14 protein-coding genes and 1 pseudogene are annotated in these 17142 nt (G+C 60.2%); 5 read left to right on the top strand and 10 right to left on the bottom strand.

Features of this window, described 5'->3' with window-relative positions:
- Window positions 1-62: 62 nt before the first annotated feature.
- From GXH28_RS13875 to GXH28_RS13860, 4 genes are all read right to left on the bottom strand, one after another.
- Window positions 63-320: a hypothetical protein gene (locus GXH28_RS13875; protein ID WP_169239627.1), complete on the bottom strand. Its 258-nt coding sequence runs from the start codon at window positions 318-320 to the stop codon at window positions 63-65.
- Between the two features lies 1 nt (window position 321).
- Window positions 322-804 (bottom strand): hypothetical protein, encoded by a 483-nt coding sequence (locus GXH28_RS13870; RefSeq protein ID WP_169239626.1) that lies wholly within the window; start codon window positions 802-804, stop codon window positions 322-324.
- A 166-nt stretch (window positions 805-970) separates the two neighbouring features.
- Window positions 971-4228 (bottom strand): BTAD domain-containing putative transcriptional regulator, encoded by a 3258-nt coding sequence (locus GXH28_RS13865; RefSeq protein ID WP_169239625.1) that lies wholly within the window; start codon window positions 4226-4228, stop codon window positions 971-973.
- A 205-nt stretch (window positions 4229-4433) separates the two neighbouring features.
- Window positions 4434-4769, bottom strand: coding sequence for a GNAT family N-acetyltransferase (locus GXH28_RS13860; protein WP_169239624.1), 336 nt, complete (start codon window positions 4767-4769; stop codon window positions 4434-4436).
- Between the two features lie 107 nt (window positions 4770-4876).
- Between GXH28_RS13860 and GXH28_RS13855 the strand changes: the two are divergent.
- Window positions 4877-5776, top strand: a pseudogene (locus GXH28_RS13855) (aminotransferase class I/II-fold pyridoxal phosphate-dependent enzyme).
- 109 nt (window positions 5777-5885) lie between these two features.
- On the opposite strand, the gene GXH28_RS13850 reads toward GXH28_RS13855, so the two are convergent.
- The gene (locus GXH28_RS13850) at window positions 5886-6296 is read right to left on the bottom strand and encodes a type II toxin-antitoxin system VapC family toxin (RefSeq protein ID WP_169239623.1); all 411 of its coding nucleotides are present in this window, start codon (window positions 6294-6296) and stop codon (window positions 5886-5888) included.
- Complete coding sequence (locus GXH28_RS13845) at window positions 6293-6535, bottom strand: FitA-like ribbon-helix-helix domain-containing protein (protein WP_169239622.1); 243 nt, start codon at window positions 6533-6535, stop codon at window positions 6293-6295. The genes GXH28_RS13850 and GXH28_RS13845 overlap by 4 nt, the downstream gene beginning before the upstream one ends.
- 136 nt (window positions 6536-6671) lie before the next feature.
- On the opposite strand from GXH28_RS13845, the gene GXH28_RS13840 reads away from it, so the two are divergent.
- A complete protein-coding gene (locus GXH28_RS13840) occupies window positions 6672-7007 on the top strand; it encodes a hypothetical protein (RefSeq protein WP_169239621.1) in 336 nt (111 codons plus the stop codon).
- A gap of 264 nt (window positions 7008-7271) precedes the next feature.
- On the opposite strand, the gene GXH28_RS13835 is transcribed toward GXH28_RS13840, so the two are convergent.
- Both GXH28_RS13835 and GXH28_RS13830 read right to left on the bottom strand, forming a co-directional pair.
- On the bottom strand, window positions 7272-9119 hold the full coding sequence (locus tag GXH28_RS13835; RefSeq protein ID WP_169239620.1) for an eCIS core domain-containing protein: 1848 nt from the start codon (window positions 9117-9119) through the stop codon (window positions 7272-7274).
- A 344-nt stretch (window positions 9120-9463) separates the two neighbouring features.
- Window positions 9464-9757 (bottom strand): hypothetical protein, encoded by a 294-nt coding sequence (locus GXH28_RS13830; protein WP_169239619.1) that lies wholly within the window; start codon window positions 9755-9757, stop codon window positions 9464-9466.
- Window positions 9758-9896: 139 nt separating this feature from the next.
- Here GXH28_RS13830 and GXH28_RS13825 point away from each other — a divergent pair, with 139 nt between their 5' ends.
- Window positions 9897-10271, top strand: coding sequence for a hypothetical protein (locus tag GXH28_RS13825; RefSeq protein WP_169239618.1), 375 nt, complete (start codon window positions 9897-9899; stop codon window positions 10269-10271).
- A 245-nt stretch (window positions 10272-10516) separates the two neighbouring features.
- Here GXH28_RS13825 and GXH28_RS13820 read toward each other — a convergent pair whose 3' ends face one another.
- Entirely contained in the window at window positions 10517-13105 is a 2589-nt protein-coding gene (locus GXH28_RS13820) for a G8 domain-containing protein (protein WP_240550416.1), read from the bottom strand.
- A 696-nt stretch (window positions 13106-13801) separates the two neighbouring features.
- On the bottom strand, window positions 13802-14770 hold the full coding sequence (locus GXH28_RS13815; protein ID WP_169239617.1) for an integron integrase: 969 nt from the start codon (window positions 14768-14770) through the stop codon (window positions 13802-13804).
- 171 nt (window positions 14771-14941) lie between these two features.
- Here GXH28_RS13815 and GXH28_RS13810 point away from each other — a divergent pair, with 171 nt between their 5' ends.
- On the top strand, window positions 14942-15829 hold the full coding sequence (locus GXH28_RS13810; RefSeq protein ID WP_169239616.1) for a NotI family restriction endonuclease: 888 nt from the start codon (window positions 14942-14944) through the stop codon (window positions 15827-15829).
- A gap of 2 nt (window positions 15830-15831) precedes the next feature.
- The gene (locus tag GXH28_RS13805) at window positions 15832-16797 is read left to right on the top strand and encodes a DNA adenine methylase (RefSeq protein WP_169239615.1); all 966 of its coding nucleotides are present in this window, start codon (window positions 15832-15834) and stop codon (window positions 16795-16797) included.
- The last annotated feature ends 345 nt before the right edge of the window (window positions 16798-17142 follow it).

Genomic DNA, 17142 nt, shown 5'->3' with positions numbered 1-17142 from the left:
CCCCCTGCGTGACCAGGGAATTGTTTCGGATAAAACAGATACAGAGTCTCATTTACAGGTTCTCATTCAGTCGGGTCGCCAGAAGCATCATCGTGGACGGAGTCCGCTGTGCCCTCGCTGTCTGTGAATGCCTCGACTGACTGATCGACACCCGGCGCATAGAGCGCGATGAATGCGCCGGCCTGCGCCAGCGTGCCAAAGTCCCGCGTGGCGCGGTCGGGTAAATGAATGATCTTGCCGCGCCATGCGGATCCACTGGCCTCGCGCCAGATGCGCACGATGAACGTCTCCAGTTGAACGGGTTGATGACGAAATGGCATGTCAGTGCTCGCCGGCGCGGATGGCATCCACCAGTAAGACGGCGAGTTGTTTCAGGCCGGTCTCGTTGGGCACACCGCCAATAGCGACCACCAGCGCCACTTTGTCCAGCCTGACCCACAGTTGACGCGCGTCGGCGCCGTTGTTGAAGTAGGCGGCATCCCCAATCCCGCTAACCGATTGATCCTGGTAGCGTGGTTGTCGGTCATACGTATCGGGTGCAGCGAGGGCGACGTAGGCAAATAGCGCGTTGCCTTGCGAATCCTGCCCGGCGTCGTATTGACAGCCGGCGCTGCCGGGCGCGTCGGGATATTCAAACCGGGCCGGCGCGCTGACCAGCTTGCGCCCCAACACGGCTTCCAACGCAGCCGGGGGGATTGCGGCGCATAGGTCGAGGCCGGCCAGCTCAGGGGGAAGCGTCAACGGCGCCAGCGTGACCGGCGCCAGCGTGACGGCACCAGCGTTGTTGGCGAGCCGCCCCCACATGCAGTCAGAAGCGTAAAGGTGGCTGCCAATGCCGCCATGCGCCCTCGCGGGATCCAATCCACCCAACCCATCCATACCTCCAGAAAGCCAACCCAAAACTCACAGCGTCAAAGCCCTGTCTCGACTTATCAGGTGGCAGGGTACAGGGGGGCGCTTACACAAACGCTTACACGTCGTCACCGCGCCGGATGCGTTCGTAGAGCGCGGTGGTTTCATGGGAGGGAGAGGCATCCAGTTCGGCGGCCAGGAGTTCGCGCAGGCGCTCGTATTTGCTCAGCGCGGCGGCTATCTCGCCCTGTCGGGCCAGGCAGCGCATCAACTCGCGCTGGGCCAGCTCGAGGTAGGGGTCAACCGTCAGCGCGCGCTGCCAGATGGCGATGGCTTCGGCATAGCGCGCTTCAAGCCCGTGCAGTTGTCCCAGATCGATCAGGGCGCGCAGATAAGACTGGCACAATTCTTCACGCCGCAAAATAGCCCACTCTCCGGCGTCCAGATCGGCCAGAAACTCGCCGTCCCACAGTGCAATTGCCGCTTGCAGCAGCTCGCCCATCTCGGCGCGGCGCTCGGCGCTTGCCGTGGTGACCGACCCCAGCGCCGCAGCGCGTCGCAGGCCGGCCTCGAACTCAGCCACGTCGTACCACAGGTCTGGCCCCGGCCTGATACTGTACTGTCCGCGCTCGAACTGTACCGCGTCGGGGTCGCCCAGCACTTTGCGGATGAAGTGCAGGCTGCGGTGCAAATAGTTGCGCAGTTGGGCCGACGACGCCTCCGGCCACAGGTCGAGGCCGATCTGTGCCTTGCTCGTCGGCGGCCGGTCGAGCAGGTAAAAGCACAACTCGCGCGCTTTGTGATAGACCCAGGCCGACGCTTTGACCGGCTGGCCGGCCACCAGCACCTCTGCCCGACCCAGCGCGCGAACGCGGATGCGCGGTTCGCCGGTTGTGGAGACGATCGGCTGGGCGTTCCTTTGCGACGTGACGGCGGGTGTTGCCAGAATTTGCCGGGCAGCCGCTTCCAGCGTGAGGGGAGTCGCTGGGGCAATGGCTTTGCTGCACGCTGCTTCGATGATCTCGCGCCAGGGCGGCATTCGAGGCAGCTTCAGTCGGGCGCGCTCCGTCGTCGCCGTCGCCAGCCACTGCCCGGCCTGATCCGGCGCGGACGCTGCCAGCGCCAGGCCGGCAGCCTCCACTGCTTCGATCAAACTGCGGCGGAAGGTGGCTCTGCGCTGTTCCAGCAGGTCGAGCAGCGGCGCAATCACTTCGCGCGCCTGACTCAGAGCGAGGGTGGTTGCGTCGCGCGCGGCGCTGAGCAGTGCCAGCCGGCTTTGCGCTTCGACCATGCCGCGCAGGTAGCCGACCTTTTGGTGCGCCTCCAACGCCGCCGAGTACGCCTCCTGCGCCGGCCTCATCTCGCCGCGCTGCATGCGCACATCACCCACGTCCCGCTGGGCGTCGCCCACGTTGGTTGGCGAGTCGAGCGTAAGAAAGGCATCCAGAGCTGCCTGCGCCAACGATGCGGCTTCATCCAGATGGCCTTGCAGCCGGGCAATCACGCCCAACATGCGGCGCGCGCCGGCCAGCGAATGTTGATCGCCGGCGGCCTGCGCCAGCGCCAGGCCGCGCCGGGCATGACTGGCCGCTCTCAGGATGTCGCCGCGCGCTGCCTCGACCTCGGCCAGATTTTCATGGGCGGGGATAAAGTCCGCGCCGGCCTGGGCTGCCGAGTCTAACGCGGCGGTGAAACAGGCGGCCGCTTCGTCGTAATCGCCGCACTCGAAATGCACCAGCCCCAGATTGTTGAGCGAGACGGCCACGGCCCAACTATTTCCCAGCGCGCGGCGCAGGTCGATTGCCTCGCGATAATGGGCGATGGCCTGCATGAAGTCGTGCCCGTCGTGGGCGGCCAGGCCCAGCAAATCGAGGGCGCGCGCCTCGTCTTCCCGCACGCCGGCCTCGCGCGCCAGACGCAGGCTTTCGGCGCCGCGCCTGGCAGCGGTGAGATTATCGCCCTGCCGGCAGGCCAGCCGCCCGGAGGTGAAGGCAACCCGCGCGCGGATGGCCGGCGACACGAGAGACGTGTCGGCAGGGACGTTGAGCAGTTCTTCGCACCAGGAGCGCCCTTCGCGCAACGGGCCACGGTTGAACCAGAAACGAAACAGGGCTGCTGCCAGTCGCATCCCCATTTCGATCTGCCGAGAGGTGATGGCCCAGCGCAGCGCCGCGCGCAGTGTGTCGTACTCGGCCTCGATGCGCGCGATGGCCAGGCCGGCCTCTTGCGTGATGAGCTGGGACGCCAGGCCCTCGGCCAGTGAGACGGCCCAACGCAACTGGCGATCTCGCGTTGCCGGCCCTTCTCCCGCCGCTTCCACCAATTCGCGGGCGTAGATGCGCACCGGCTCCAACATGCGGTAACGCGCTGTGCCACGCGCGGGAATTTCGCCGACGACAAGCAGGGACTTGTTCACCAGGCTGGACAACATATCCAGTGTCTTCACCCACTCACTTTCCGGCGTGCCTTCGACGCCGGCAACCGTCTCCAGCGCGAACGAAGCGGGAAAGACCGACAGACTGCGAAAGAATTGTTGCTCCTCGGCGCTCAACAGCCGATAGCCCCATTCCAGCGTGGCGCGCAGCGCGTGGTGGCGGGCTGCGCTGCCGGCGGATCGCTGCGCGCCGGTGAGGAGGGTCAGGCTGCCGGCCAGGTGAGACAGTATTTGTTCCAGGCTGAGCATCCCGGCGCGCCCAGCCGCGAGTTCGATCGCCAGCGGCAGGCCATCCAGCCGGCGACAGATGGCTGCAATCAACGGCGCGGTGCGCTCGTTCAGCTCGAAGCGTGGCGCGCTGGCTTTGGCGCGCGACACAAAGAGCGCGATGGCCGGCTGTTCGGCTTGTTGATCCGGCGGCGCGTCGAGCGCAGGAACGGGCAGTGGCCCCAGCGGCCAGACCTGCTCGCCCGGCGCGCCCAATGGTTGCAGGCTGGTGGCCAGCGCACGCAAGCCGGGGCAATCGGTCATCAGCGCATGAATCAGGTCGGCCGCCGCCGCCGCAACGTGTTCGCAATTGTCGAGCACCAGCAAGGCCGGCGCTGCGCCGATGACCCGCCGGGCGGCCTCGACCGGCGCCAGCGTGTCCGATAGCCCCAGCGCAGCGGCCACGGCGTATGACACGAGCGCGGGATCGGTCAGCGGGCCGAGGTCGCACCACCACACGCGGCCTGTGAACGAGGCGGATAGCTCGCGCGCGAGGTGCAACGCCAGCGTGGTCTTGCCGCTGCCGCCCAGGCCGGTCAGCGTGACCAATCCCGGCCGGCTCAACACGCCGGCGAGCGCGCGCAGTTCGGCCTGCCGGCCAAAGAGCGGGCCGGCAGGCGCCGGCAACGCCGGCCTGGTGTCGCGCTCATCCTGGGTGGATGTGGAAACAGTCATGCCCCGTCTCGATAACACACACTGGCACAGGCCGGATTGTAAGGCCGGCTGATGTCATGTTGCGCCGCCGGCCGCCTGCCGCCGTCACGGTGATACCCAGCGCATGGCAACGATGCTCATCTCGCGCCGGCTGACGGCTGAGGCGAGTCGCATGAGCCAGGTCGCCATTCGGTGCATGCGCGCCAGCGCAGGGGGCAACTCGGTGTCACGGATGGGCTGAAAGCCAGTCCGCGCGTAGTACGACTGCAACTTGCTTGCGCAGAACAGTATAGATGGGGCCTTGCTGGCCGGCCAGCAAGGCGCGCACGATCCGGCTGCCGATGCCCTGTCTGCGATAGGCCGGCCTCACCACCAGCGACGCCAGTTCAAGACTGCCGTCGCGATGCGGGCGCAACTGACCGAAGCCGGCCAGTTGTCCTTCGACCTCTGCCACCACGAAGTTGCGCCAGTTCAGATTCAAGGGGTTGAGGCCGCTTCGCCAGACCCAGGCCCAAATGGCGCGCTGGTCGTTGACTGTGGCAGGTCGGATGCGTGGTTGCATGGGGCGCATGATACGCCGATGCGCCGGCTGCCATTGCGCGCGCTGTGGCGAGCCGTTACAATCATCGGCCATTGCCGCAGGGCAGGCCGATGCGCCCCCTGCTCGATATGGAGGCGACCTTGGCACAGGATAGAGCATACGGCTTCAACACCCGCGCCTTGCATGCGGGATAACGGCCCGACCCGGCCACCGGCGCGCGGGCTATGCCGATCTACCAGACGACCAGCTACGTCTTCGAAGACACCGACCACGCTGCCACCCTGTTCGCGTTGCAGCGCTTCGGCAACATCTACACGCGCATCATGAACCCCACCACTGCCGCGTTCGAGGAGCGCATGGCCTCGCTCGAAGGCGGTGTGGGCGCGCTGGCGACGGCCAGCGGTCAGGCCGCGCAGTTCATCGCCATCTTTACGCTGATGGGCGAAGGCGATGAGATCGTCGCCAGCAACACGCTGTATGGCGGCACGTATACGCAGTTCGACATCAGCTTTCGCAAACTGGGCATTCAGGCCACCTTCGTAGACAGCAGCGACCCCGACAACTTTCGCCGCGCCATCACGCCACGCACGCGCGCGCTGTATGCCGAGACGATCGGCAATCCGCGCATCGATGTGCTGGACATTGAGGCGGTCGCTGCTATTGCCCACGAACACGGCCTGCCGCTGATCGTGGACAACACGTTCGCCACGCCGTATTTGTGCCGGCCCTGCTACCCAACCCTGACGAAGCCGGCCGAAGCGCGGCCGGGCGAGATCGAGGTGGTGGATATCTTTCGCAACTCGGCGGATGTGCCGCCGATTGTGGAAGAGGCCATCGCCGTCGGCGCGAAAGTCGTATGGATGCAACTGGGCGTGGTCAACGAGGCGGCGGCGCGGCGGGCGGTAGAAGCCGGGCTGGATGTGGTGATGGATCGCTGTATGAAGATCGAGCACGCGCGCTTCTTCGGCGGGCTGAACCTGATCGGCCTGAACACCGGCGTGGTGAGCGCCAAACGGCTGCGCCGGTGAGGGGGACAAAAAGGATATTTGGCATTTGCTTTAGACTCTATCTATAAGGCATCGGACTTCTTCCGGAAATCCGACGTCTTAAATCTGCTGGGATAGGTTCTGAGTCGCCTCATTCCTCCCGTTCGGCAAAGTCTGCCAGCGATACTGCCACGGCGGGGAACTCTCTGAGGATTTGCTTGTCTACCGTGACCAGTGGAATCCTCAGCTCCTGCGCCACTGCGACGAATTCACATTCATAGGCTGAACAGTTGCTCTCGGCCACAAGCCGTAACACCTGATCCGAGTCCGCTTCATACTCCTGTGCTTCCATGAGTTCAAGCGCGCTCGCCATGATCTGCCTGCATTCTTCCACTGTCAGCCATCGCTTGCGGATGTAGTGGGCAAGGACGTTGCGGAATTCGCTGCGCCAGAGAAGGGGCGCAACCCACTCGTTGTCTTTGCGCCAGGCCTGCTCGGCCAGCGCAGAGTGGCTGCTTTCCAGAAACAAATAACCGATCAGGTTTGTGTCAACCACAATCATGGCCGGCCTGTCGTTTTGGCGGCTTGAAATTCGACGTCTGTGATGCGATGCCGTCTGGTCTTCTGGCGCAACAGGCGCGCGCGCAGGAGCAGGGCTTCGGCATCCACTCTGCGTCCGCGAACCCCGCGCTCAATGTGGATGATGATTTCGCTGTTGATGCTGCGCCGATTGGCGGCAGCAGATCGCTTGAGCAGTTCGTAAACGTCTGTCGGGATGTTCTTGACGGTAATCGTTGGCATGAACAGCCTCCTCTCGCTGATTCCAATCTGGAACCATTTTGACACAGTGGGTTTGCCGTGTCAATCTGAAATCTTCTGCTGGGTGTAGCGCAGAAATGTGGGCGACTTTTTCTGCAACGGGAGCAACATAGGGGACATGAAACCATCAACCGTATCCAGCCACGCGCAGCAGCGCGAACAGTTCCTGCCCCTGGCCGCCCAGGCCTATGAAGCATTCGAGACATGGTATGACCAGCATCCGGACGCTGCGTTCGCTGAGATCGAAGCCCTGCGACAGGCGCTGATGGGCCGTGGATTGGAGATTCTCATCACCCAGCCGCGCGGAGCGGATGCGTTATGCAGAGTTTCGTGCGCAAGGGCTGCCGATTGGCAGCGGCGTAGTGGAGAGCGGCTGCAAGACGGTGATACAGCGACGTTTGTGTCGGGGCTGGGAACGGCGGCATGCTGCGGCCATGCTCGCCGCCTTGTGTGAACTGCACAACAATCGCCTAGGCGCCGCAATCGGTCAGCGCCGCCGGCGGTGACTGTCACAAATCTGCGCACACCCTCGACTGCCTCACCTCATCACCTCATCTAAAATCTTGTTGAAAGCACTATCCCTGCCTTACCTGAGAATCCTACCGAAACAAAGAGAACGGTGATATCGAGTCTCGACGGCTGCGACAGACCCAGCCGCCGAAGCAGCAACCATTATGGTTATACCTCGCGCGGCTGGGTCAATTTGTAACAGGCCGCTTCAGGAGGGGTGACGCCAGTCATAGGCCTGCTGGGCCACCTCTCTCAATTTGGCGTAAAACTTGTTGTTCTGCGGCACATTCCAGGCCGTCATCAGGAACATCATCTGGTTGATGACCGTGTCGAACTCGATCAGCGTGTTGTTTGCGCCCTGGCCGGCCAGGGTGACGATTCTGTCATATTCGGTCTGGGTCAGTTCGCCTTTCTTCTTAAAAGCCTCCGCATACGAGGTGAGCGTGTTCTTGCCGCTGGCATTCACAGGGTAATCGGTCTTTTCCTGCAGCACGCGATATTGACCGGGCGACCACTGCTTGCGCGTCTCTTCGAGCGCGCGCTTCAGGGCGCGGCATTGCTCGGTGCGCGTCCTGCTGAGGTCGAGGACTTCTTGATCCGTCGCGGTTCTCTTGAACGCGAGGTGGATGGCTGTATTGCTGAAGGTTTCCTGCACCGCGATGTGGGTCATCTCGTGCACCAGCGAGCTGAGGCGTTCGGGGCTTCCCTCGGCCTGGGCCATTTGCATGTCGAGGCGGTACTTCTCGGTGATGCCGCGGTCGCGCTCCTTCTGGCCGGCCAATACTGCGCCCGACGCCGTGCCCTGCGTCTCCTGAAAGTAAATCTTATCTTTGTTGGCCAGCACCTCGTTGAGAATGTTGCGCAACAACGGGTGCGTGGCCGTGTCGGCGGCAATGTTTTCAACCCGGCTGAGATCCTCTGCGATGAGTTCGCGCATCACCTGAGCGCGTGTGCCCAGCTCGTTGAGCGCGCGCTGAGCCTTGCTAAATATCTGCATGAAATCAGGGCCGTTGCCCTGCACAGGATGGCCGGCCCGCACAGCCTCCAGATAAGCATCCTGAGACTGGAACAGTTTCTTGATCGCCGCTTTCAGGGCCGTCTTCGCGTTGATGTCGGGAATGGCTTCGGCCAGAGGCCCAATGAAACCCAGTTCGGTCTGCACGCTGGTGATCAACTTGTTAACGCCCGACTTTCTTTTGCCGGCATAGGCGCGCGCCGCCTGGTCAATTTGGTCGAGTTTGGCTTTGCGATTGGGAATGTCCGCCTCTGCCCAGCCAAACTTGCTGTAGTCATCGAGCAACCGGTCGAGCGTGGTGAAATCGGTTTTGCTGCGACTGCCCAGCAAGCCTGAGGTCTGTTTCTTGAAATCGGCGGGACTCATCAGACGTCGCAAGCGCGGGGCAGCTTGTTGCTGCGTCACATGGGTCAGTTCATGGGCGAGCAGGCGCTGCCCCTCGGAGGATTGGGGGGCGTACTTGCCTGCGCTCACATAGATATCGGCGCCATGCGTGAAGGCCTGCGCGCCGAGTTGTCGGTTGAGCGCATCGGCCTGGGCGTCGGTGTGCACGCGCACCGCGCTGAAATCGGCGCCGAGATGCGTCTCCATCCGGGTGCGCGTGTCGGCGGGCAGCGGCGCGCCGGCGCCTTTGCTGGCGGCTAACTGGCGCTCGATGTCGTCGCCGGCCTCGCCACCCTCTGGCCCGACCGCCGGCGCTTGGGGCAACGCCTGGATGTGCTGCGCCGGCCGATCTGCGGCAGATGTGGAAGCGCCGAACTGGGCGGCCACACGCTCAGCTTCGCGCTCATAGGGATCATCGGCCGGCCCCACGATCAATTTGGCCTGGATCAGGCGATTAACGGCGCGATTGCCCACGGTGCGCTGTAACTGCAACAGGCCGGCCGGGGTTACCGCTCGCGCGCGTGCATGGTGCCCGCGTGCATGTTGCGCGCGGGCGGGCCACGGGGTCTGCCGGTCACGCTGCGCCGGCTCTAGCTTGCGGGAGGCCTGCGGGGCGGCTGCGGTTTCTAAGCGCGTTGTCTTTCTTGAACTGGCCATGCTTTTCTCCTCTACACACGACACATCGGATTTGCCAACACCTGCGCATCGTCACGCGATCAGATCGCTATTATCGACCAGCCGGCCCATCTTTTGCAACTCGCGCCGTGCGCTGTGCAACAGATGCCGCATCGTCACCTGGCCGCCATCGCCGGCAGCCAGAAACGCTGCACCGACAATGATGTTGCGAATGTTGCCGCCGGGTGTAGCGCAGATTTGTGACAGTCACCGCCGGCGGCGCTGACCGATTGCGGCGCCTAGGCGATTGTTGTGCAGTTCACACAAGGCGGCGAGCATGGCCGCAGCATGCCGCCGTTCCCAGCCCCGACACAAACGTCGCTGTATCACCGTCTTGCAGCCGCTCTCCACCACGCCGCTTCCAATCGGCAGCCCTGCGTACGGAACTCTGCATAACGCATCCGCTCCGCGCGGCTGGGTGATGTCTGCGCGGTGCGGCGTTGATTGATCAGAATCTCCAATCCACGGCCCATCAGCGCCTGTCGCAGGGCTTCGATCTCAGCGAACGCAGCGTCCGGATGCTGGTCATACCATGTCTCGAATGCTTCATAGGCCTGGGCGGCCAGGGCCAGGAACTGTTCGCGCCGCTGCGCGTGGCTGGATACGGTTGATGGTTTCATGTCCCCTATGTTGCTCCCGTTGCAGAAAAAGTCGCCCACATTTCTGCGCTACACCCCGCCACGTGCATGTGGATTGACTTTTGGAAGAGGGGTATTTATAATGCGCTCACCCAATTTTAACTCATATCGGAGGTTCTATATGAAGAAAAACATTGAGCCGCTGAAAATAGTGCGGCCGCTAAGCATGATCTTAGTGAAAATAGAGGAAAAGCTGAAGAGTAATCCCGATATTTCTCTTCGGCACTTTGTCGAAGAACTTGGTTTCAATCCTATAAACCTGCTGCACAGTCAAGGATTTTCGGCGTTGATTTACTTAGCATCGCTTGTCCCTTTGTCTTTAGATGAAAGAACTGGGGATGATGATTGGGACAAGCTCGTAAGGCTGAAAAATGGTTTGTGTTACGGGACATACGAAATTCGGGGTAATAACCTGGTTGTACGCGATTTTGAGGGCGAGATCCAGATTACCCCAAAAGAAGCGGTTGAGCTTGCGAACAAACTCGCGAATCTGTAGGGGTATAGTGCGACGTGACCAGTGGGGGCTGATTAGCCGGTGCGGGGGGTGCCGGGAGCGGGTGACGCCCGGTGATTGGTGGTTATTCCGGGGTTGCCTGTGCCGCTCAACCTGCCGCTCAGCCGACGACCTGCTCCGCATGCGGCTGAACGGCAGATCGTTAGCCCGCCCATCCAAGGCGTCGGTTGGTAAAGTGATGTCTGCGACAGACCGATCCGCCTGTCTGGGATGCACAGGCGGATCAGTCAAGGCCGATAGATGCGCAGGTAGGTTGTGCGGTACAACGCCTGGTCGGAGTTGGGCAGCCAACTGGACTCGTCCGGCGCCGCCAGGCCGCCGCTCACGCGCACCCAGACCCAGCCGTTCGCCGTGTCGTGCCAGAAGACATCCGATGTGGCGGAGACAACGCTGCTGAAGCTGGATACTGCAGAGAGATTGCGGCGATAGGGCGATCCGGGCGCTGTGCTGTTGTAATTGTGCTCAGTGGAGAGGTAAACCTGCAGCGGCCCGCTGCTGGCGAAACGCACGCCCAACACGAGGTGATCTGTTGTGGTGAGCATATTCTCCAGCGACAGTGCGACGTCGTTCAATGGCAGCACTGTGGAGACGCCGTCGGTGAAGTCTAGTCGGTAACGCCCACCTTTGACCGCTGCGAAATGGCGCATCCAAGGCATGATGCCGAAAGTGTTTGTGCCGCTCCCGCTGCCTTCATTCACGATCCACTCTCCGACGACGGTGTTGCTTATGTTCAGGCGCTGGGCGCGAATGGGATGTCGGGGCTGATAGCGGTTGCTGCCGTCTATGACAAACATGCCGACGCCGTAGTAAGGGCCGACGCAGCTTTGTCCATTCTGGCCGGCCGGCATCACCGGCGTGCATGTAAGCCCATGGGTCAAGAAAGGTACGTCGTAGACCCAGTAACGCCCGGCCGGCCCCCAGTATCCGTGTGGATCCCACAGCGCGCCGGCCAGCGCAGCGTTGCCCACGGGTGTGTTGATGTTTGGAGACCGCACACGCAGCCCCGGACTCGCGTTGATCAGCGTATTGGTGGGGTTACGAATAAGCCCTTTGTCCACTGCATTCGTATAGTAGTCATCCGTGGCGAAAACCCCGCTTGCTTTTGTGGGTTGGGTTGGGGCAAGTGCAAAATTGACAAACACGTTGTTAAAGATGTCGAACGTGCTGTGGTAGCTGGCCACTGCGGTCTGGGGATCGCTCGATGGGATCGGCGACAAGTTGTTTAGGCTTTGCCCCACAATCAGAGAATCTTTGATGTCCCCGTCATCACCGGCGCCGGCGAAGAACTTGCCCGCGTTATCGGACGAGACAAATCGGATGTAATCGGGCCATGAGACGCGATTCCATAGCCCGTTGTCGTTGTTCTTGTAGACCTGAATGTCGCTGAGCGTGAAGCGAACGCGGTTGGTGTATTGATCTACCTGTTCGTCTACGGTGGGGATGTATTTCCTCTCTTGCGTCTGCCCCGCGTCGTTGAAAGGCGCAAAGTCCAGGTTGACCCCCGGGCGCATATTCGAATGCGCTGTATTGTTGGCAAACTCACTCAGTCGGACATTTGACGGGCGAATCGGCACACTCTTGTGGCTGCCGAGCGGCTGTGCTGGGAAGGCAAGCCAAAATCCGTTGCCCTCGGCGTCGGCGGCTACATTGCCTCGTACGATGTTGTCCGGGTTGGTCAGCCAGAACCCCGACGGCCCGCGCCGGAAGCGCACAATGTCGCTGTCGATCACCGGCGAGATCGGCTGGTGTACCCGCAACACCAAATTGTCTTCGATAATGTTGCGTCGCTCAACAGCATCTTCGACAAATACGGCATGCCCGGCAATGTCATAGCAGATGTTGTTTTTTACCCACAGGCCGTTTGTTCCATGGATGACGATGCACCGATGGGCAGAATTCCAAATCGAGGAATTTTTGACGTACTGGCCGCTGACATCTGTGATCCATGCGCCCGCGCTGCTGTACGATAGCTGATGGTAGTGAATCGGGTATCGTCCGAGTCGCCCTCCTTGCCCAACGCGCGTCAGTTCTGCGCCATCGATCCGCGCCGTGCCGCCGTTTGCGATCATCACCTGTGCGCCGAATTGGTGGTTCTGCCACAACAAGTCATTTGCGCCCTGAATGATGATGTTGCGTGAGAGATTGCCCACCTCGGCTCGCTGATCAATCGCCAAAGGTGTCACGCTGAAGGTGGGCGTCAACACCAGGCCGGTTGTGGAGACATATTGCACGACGCCCCAGCGGAAACGTTGCAGCGGCGCGCTCAAAGTGATCTGTGTGCCGCTGACGCTGCTTGTCGTGTGAAGCTCGGTCTGTGCCACACCGTAATAGTCTGTCGGCGCGATCACTACGCGCTGACCCGGCTGCCAATTCACGCTGTGCAGCAGGCTGAGCGCCTGAGTCCCGCTCATGGCGTGGGCGTTTAACTTGGTCCAGGCAGGAGTCGGTGAAGCGCCGTGCATCTCTAGCGTCCCGCCGTTCACTAAAATCCCGCGCGTTCCCATTCCCAGCACGTTGCGGTTCATGTCACCGTCTGTGAGGGTGATGGTGGCGCGATGCTGAAAAGGCGCGCCTGCCGAGCCGACGCGCAGCAAGCCGGTCGAATTGATCAGAATCCAGCCCGTTGTCAGGTCAAGATCCTGTTGCTTGAAGGCCAGCTCTCCATCGATGGTCAAGCTGTGCAAAGGGGGTGGGTTGATGTCTAGCAACACGCGCTTGTTGGCCGGAATGTGAACGGCGTCGCCGGCCTGAGGCAGCGTCCCGCCCCAGGTGGACGGTTGTGACCAGAGCAGATAGCTCTCGCCCGCAACGATCATGGGTATGAAAGCACGCTGTGTCAATGTCAATGCATGGGCCGGCTCGATGAACGCGGCACAATCACCCCCCTGACATTGTGCTGCCCCCGTTGCTTCGATCCAACGCGCCTCTATCGTGTAAGCTGCGCGTACAAACGTGGTCAGTTCATCTGGGCTGGTGGGCCACACTTGCTGCAAGTGTGCCAGAAAATCCGGGCGCCTTGCCGCGCGCCGGTGGGTATGCGCCTGTATCTGGACGATGGCCTGGTCGAAGAGCGCTGCGCCCCGTCCACCGCCGAATCTGCCGGCAGCATCAGCGTCACCGTTTGGGCGTCGCTGTGCAGGGCCGGCGCAGCATCGTCCAGAGTGCAGCGAATGCGGGCGAGGGTGGTGCATTGAACTCGCCATCTGCTCATCCTGCGTCCTACGCTTTTGGCGCATTGGACGGACGAGGCGTATGCGACCGTGTGTGTCACGCGCTTGTTGCGCATGGGGATTATAACGAGAACGGTCAGAAAAGGCCTGTCGCTTGTTCAGTTTCAGTGCCGCTGCGCCGAACGGGCGGGATGATGTCACGGAGGTGAGCGTTGCGCTGCCGAAGCTGCGGCGCCATACGTCGTGGCGCGGCGCTTCAGCGTGGGCAGATGCGGCGCACCGTTGCCCGGCCCGACGCCATGGGCGAGGCAAATCTCGCGCCAGGCCGTTGGGGTGGCGGGGTCAGTCGTCGAGGGGGCTTTTTACGGCGAACCCGCCGCGCTGCAGGACGTGGGTGTAAATCATGGTGGTTTTGACGTCTTTGTGGCCGAGCAGTTCCTGCACGGTGCGGATGTCGTAGCCGGCCTGGAGGAGGTGGGTGGCGAAAGAATGGCGGAAGGTGTGAGGGGAGACGGGTTTTTGGATGCCTGCTTTTTGGGCGGCGGTGCGGATGGCTTTTTGGAGGAGGGAGGGGTCGAGGTGGTGGCGCATGATCTTGCCGGTTTGCGGGTCTTTGGAGAGGCCGCTGGCGGGGAAGAGGTATTGCCAGATGAGTTCGCGGGAGGCGTTGGGGTATTTGCGGGCGAGGGCGTAGGGGAGGTAGACCTCGCCGAATCCGTCGCCGAGGTCGGTTTGGTGGATGCGCTGGACGGTTTGGATTTGACCCTGGAGGTGGGGGATGAGGGAGTCGGGGAGGATGGTGACGCGGTCGTCTTCGCCTTTGCCGTCGCGGACGATGATTTGCCGGTTGCCGAAGTCTATGTCTTTGACGCGCAGGCGGAGGCATTCCATCAGGCGCAGTCCGCTTCCGTAGAGGATTTTTGCCATGAGTTGGGTGACGCCGCTCATCTGGCTGATGACGGCAAGGGCTTCGGCGTGGGTGAGGACAGTGGGCAGGGTTTTGGATTTTTCGGCGCGGATGATGTCAGCGGGGACGTCCATTTCCATCTGGAGGACGTGGCGGTAGAGGAAGAGGATGGCGGAGAGGGCTTGATTTTGGGTGGAGGCGGAGACGTTTTTTTCGACGGCGAGGTGGGTGATGAAGGCCTGGATTTCGGGGGCGCCCATGTCTTTGGGGTGGCGTTTGTGGTGAAAGAGGATGAAGCGTTTTATCCAGTCTTTGTAGGTTTGTTCGGTGCGGTAGGAGTAGTGTTTGGTGCGGATGGCGTCGGATACCTGGTCGAGGAGTTTGCGTGGGGGTTTTTGTTCCATAGTGTATTGACTTTTGGGCGGGGGGTGTATATAGTGCACTCATCGGATTTTAACTCATTCTGTCTAAAATCCCAAACGACTTGGGGAATTAGGCGGAGGGAGTACTCTAAAAGAGATTAGACGGAAGTCCGCATAACCGCTAGTTAGGACGTTAGACAAGGAAGGATCTACATGACTCATAGTGGACAGCCTTTAGCAGAGGTCTTCGGTTATCTGATAACTGATCAAACTGACATTGCGAAACGATACCGTTCTCTCCGTCTCTGCCCCTTCAACAACAAAGTGCCGAACTGCACAAAGGACAAGGCGAAGAATCCCCTCGGTGTGTGTAGTATCTATCACGAGAATGAGCCCGTCATTACCTGTCCCATCCGATTTCGTCAGGACTGGATCATTGCTGACCATGCCGCAGCTTTCTTTTTTGAGGAAGGAACACGGTGGACTTCTCTGACTGAAGTGCGTTTAAACGATGCTAATGGCAAGTCTGCTGGAAACATCGACGTGGTTCTCGTTGCCTATGACGATAGTGGCAAGGTTATTGATTTTGGCGCCCTTGAGATTCAGGCCGTCTACATTTCCGGCAACGTCCGCGAACCGTTCGAGTATTACATGGGCGACCCGCAAAGCAGGTCTTCTATGGATTGGTCCAAAGAACCGAACTACCCTCGTCCTGATTACCTTTCATCTTCTCGAAAGAGACTCGTCCCGCAACTTGTTTACAAGGGTGGAATCTTGCATAGTTGGAAAAAGAAAATCGCTGTGGCATTGAATAAGAGCTTCTTTGCTACTCTACCCATCCTGAAACAGGTCCCAAAGGATGAGGCCGATATTGCATGGCTCACCTATGATCTGAAACTATATGCGGAAGAGGGTCATGGGTCTGGGCGATACTATCTAACGAAGGTAGATGAAGTTTTTACTGAGTTTGAGCCTGCTTTGCTTTCTATTACCACACCATTGCCCGGGAGGATGGAAGATTTCATCAGGTTGCTTCAGGAAAAACTCGATGAGCAACTGGAAACTCCCCCAACGAACCAAACTATCGAGAGGCCGTTTTGACAATGGCGACACAGAGACAGCTCTCGTTGTTTTCTGAATTTTCCGAGGAAATAGCTTTACCATGCCCGGTGAATGTCGCGTCTGTCCCGCAGCGAAGTCCTTTCCGCTACCCCGGTGGAAAGACGTGGTTTGTGCCAACATTCCGACGCTGGATAGCCAGCCTGAAGAGCAGGCCGCGTATTCTGGTTGAACCGTTCGCTGGCGGCGGGATCATTAGCCTTACCGCTCTCTTTGAGAATTTGGTTGAAAGAGTGGTCATGGTTGAATTAGATGACGAAGTTGCAGCGGTCTGGGAAACCGTCGTGAACGGTGATGCGGAGTGGCTGGCTAATCGAATCTTGACGTTCCCAATGACGAGAGAAGCTGTTGAAGAGGAGCTCCAAAAACCTTCGACAACGAAGAGAGAGAAGGCATTTCAAACAATTCTGAAGAACCGAACGTTGCATGGAGGAATACTCGCTGAGGGCTCTCGCTTCATAAGGCATGGGGAGAATGGAAAAGGAATTGGCTCTCGCTGGTATCCGAAGACGCTTGCCCAGAGGCTCATCAATCTCAATCATATTGTGGGTAGGATCGATTTCCGGTGCGATGATGGATTGAAAGTGATGATGGAATTTGCTAGCCGCGAGGATGCAATCTATTTCATTGATCCTCCCTATACTGCCGGTGGAAAGAAGGCGGGCAAGCGGCTCTATAAACATCATCAGATTGATCATGAATATCTCTTTACGATATGTGAGTCACTCGTGGGCGATTTTCTGATGACATACGATGAGGCAGAAGAAGTGAAAGAAATGGCGCGCAGGCATGGGTTTCAGATGCGTTTGATCCCGATGAAAAATACTCATCACGCTACAATGAGGGAATTAGTCATCGGGAGAGACTTATCATGGTTAGACGAGCTACCCGCCATCCGCGAATCTGGGGTCAGATATAGTGTAAAGAAAGCCAAGAAACAAACGTCCTAACCACTCGCTCCAGCCGACTGCTCCCTCGGCGGCTTCGCCGCCTTCGGTCGCAGCGGCTGAGCTCGATGCCGTTAGGCGTTTTCTTCTCAGGCATTCAAAGGGCGTTGAGTTGCGCCGTGTGAGCCGTGCAGGTTGAAAGGCAAAGCCCATTCTTGCAAGTTGAGTTTCGGGTCGATCAAGTCAGGTCATTTGGCGGCGGTGGTTTTGGGTATGTTGCATTGCGTCAAGTCAGGGTTTGAGCCTTTCGGTTGAGTTCCGCCTGTTTGCAAGAGTTCAACTTCTGGTTCAGTCAGGTCGCTTGACAGCACAGGTTCAGGTTCAATCAAGTCGGGTCGCCTGTATGGG

It is taken from the genome of Candidatus Roseilinea sp. NK_OTU-006 (assembly GCF_012931985.1).
Classification (GTDB): Bacteria; Chloroflexota; Anaerolineae; order J036; family Brachytrichaceae; genus JAAFGM01.
Note: the sequence above shows the minus strand (reverse complement) of the source record. Positions and strands in the feature narration are given on the sequence as shown.

Bases quoted from the DNA above. Each gene is read 5' to 3' on its own strand.
- GXH28_RS13875 (WP_169239627.1), bottom strand. From the start codon at position 320: ATGCCATTTCGTCATCAACCCGTTCAACTGGAGACGTTCATCGTGCGC.
- GXH28_RS13870 (WP_169239626.1), bottom strand. From the start codon at position 804: ATGTGGGGGCGGCTCGCCAACAACGCTGGTGCCGTCACGCTGGCGCCG.
- GXH28_RS13865 (WP_169239625.1), bottom strand. From the start codon at position 4,228: ATGACTGTTTCCACATCCACCCAGGATGAGCGCGACACCAGGCCGGCG.
- GXH28_RS13860 (WP_169239624.1), bottom strand. From the start codon at position 4,769: ATGCAACCACGCATCCGACCTGCCACAGTCAACGACCAGCGCGCCATT.
- GXH28_RS13850 (WP_169239623.1), bottom strand. From the start codon at position 6,296: ATGATTGTGGTTGACACAAACCTGATCGGTTATTTGTTTCTGGAAAGC.
- GXH28_RS13845 (WP_169239622.1), bottom strand. From the start codon at position 6,535: ATGCCAACGATTACCGTCAAGAACATCCCGACAGACGTTTACGAACTG.
- GXH28_RS13840 (WP_169239621.1), top strand. From the start codon at position 6,672: ATGAAACCATCAACCGTATCCAGCCACGCGCAGCAGCGCGAACAGTTC.
- GXH28_RS13835 (WP_169239620.1), bottom strand. From the start codon at position 9,119: ATGGCCAGTTCAAGAAAGACAACGCGCTTAGAAACCGCAGCCGCCCCG.
- GXH28_RS13830 (WP_169239619.1), bottom strand. From the start codon at position 9,757: ATGAAACCATCAACCGTATCCAGCCACGCGCAGCGGCGCGAACAGTTC.
- GXH28_RS13825 (WP_169239618.1), top strand. From the start codon at position 9,897: ATGAAGAAAAACATTGAGCCGCTGAAAATAGTGCGGCCGCTAAGCATG.
- GXH28_RS13820 (WP_240550416.1), bottom strand. From the start codon at position 13,105: ATGATCGTTGCGGGCGAGAGCTATCTGCTCTGGTCACAACCGTCCACC.
- GXH28_RS13815 (WP_169239617.1), bottom strand. From the start codon at position 14,770: ATGGAACAAAAACCCCCACGCAAACTCCTCGACCAGGTATCCGACGCC.
- GXH28_RS13810 (WP_169239616.1), top strand. From the start codon at position 14,942: ATGACTCATAGTGGACAGCCTTTAGCAGAGGTCTTCGGTTATCTGATA.
- GXH28_RS13805 (WP_169239615.1), top strand. From the start codon at position 15,832: ATGGCGACACAGAGACAGCTCTCGTTGTTTTCTGAATTTTCCGAGGAA.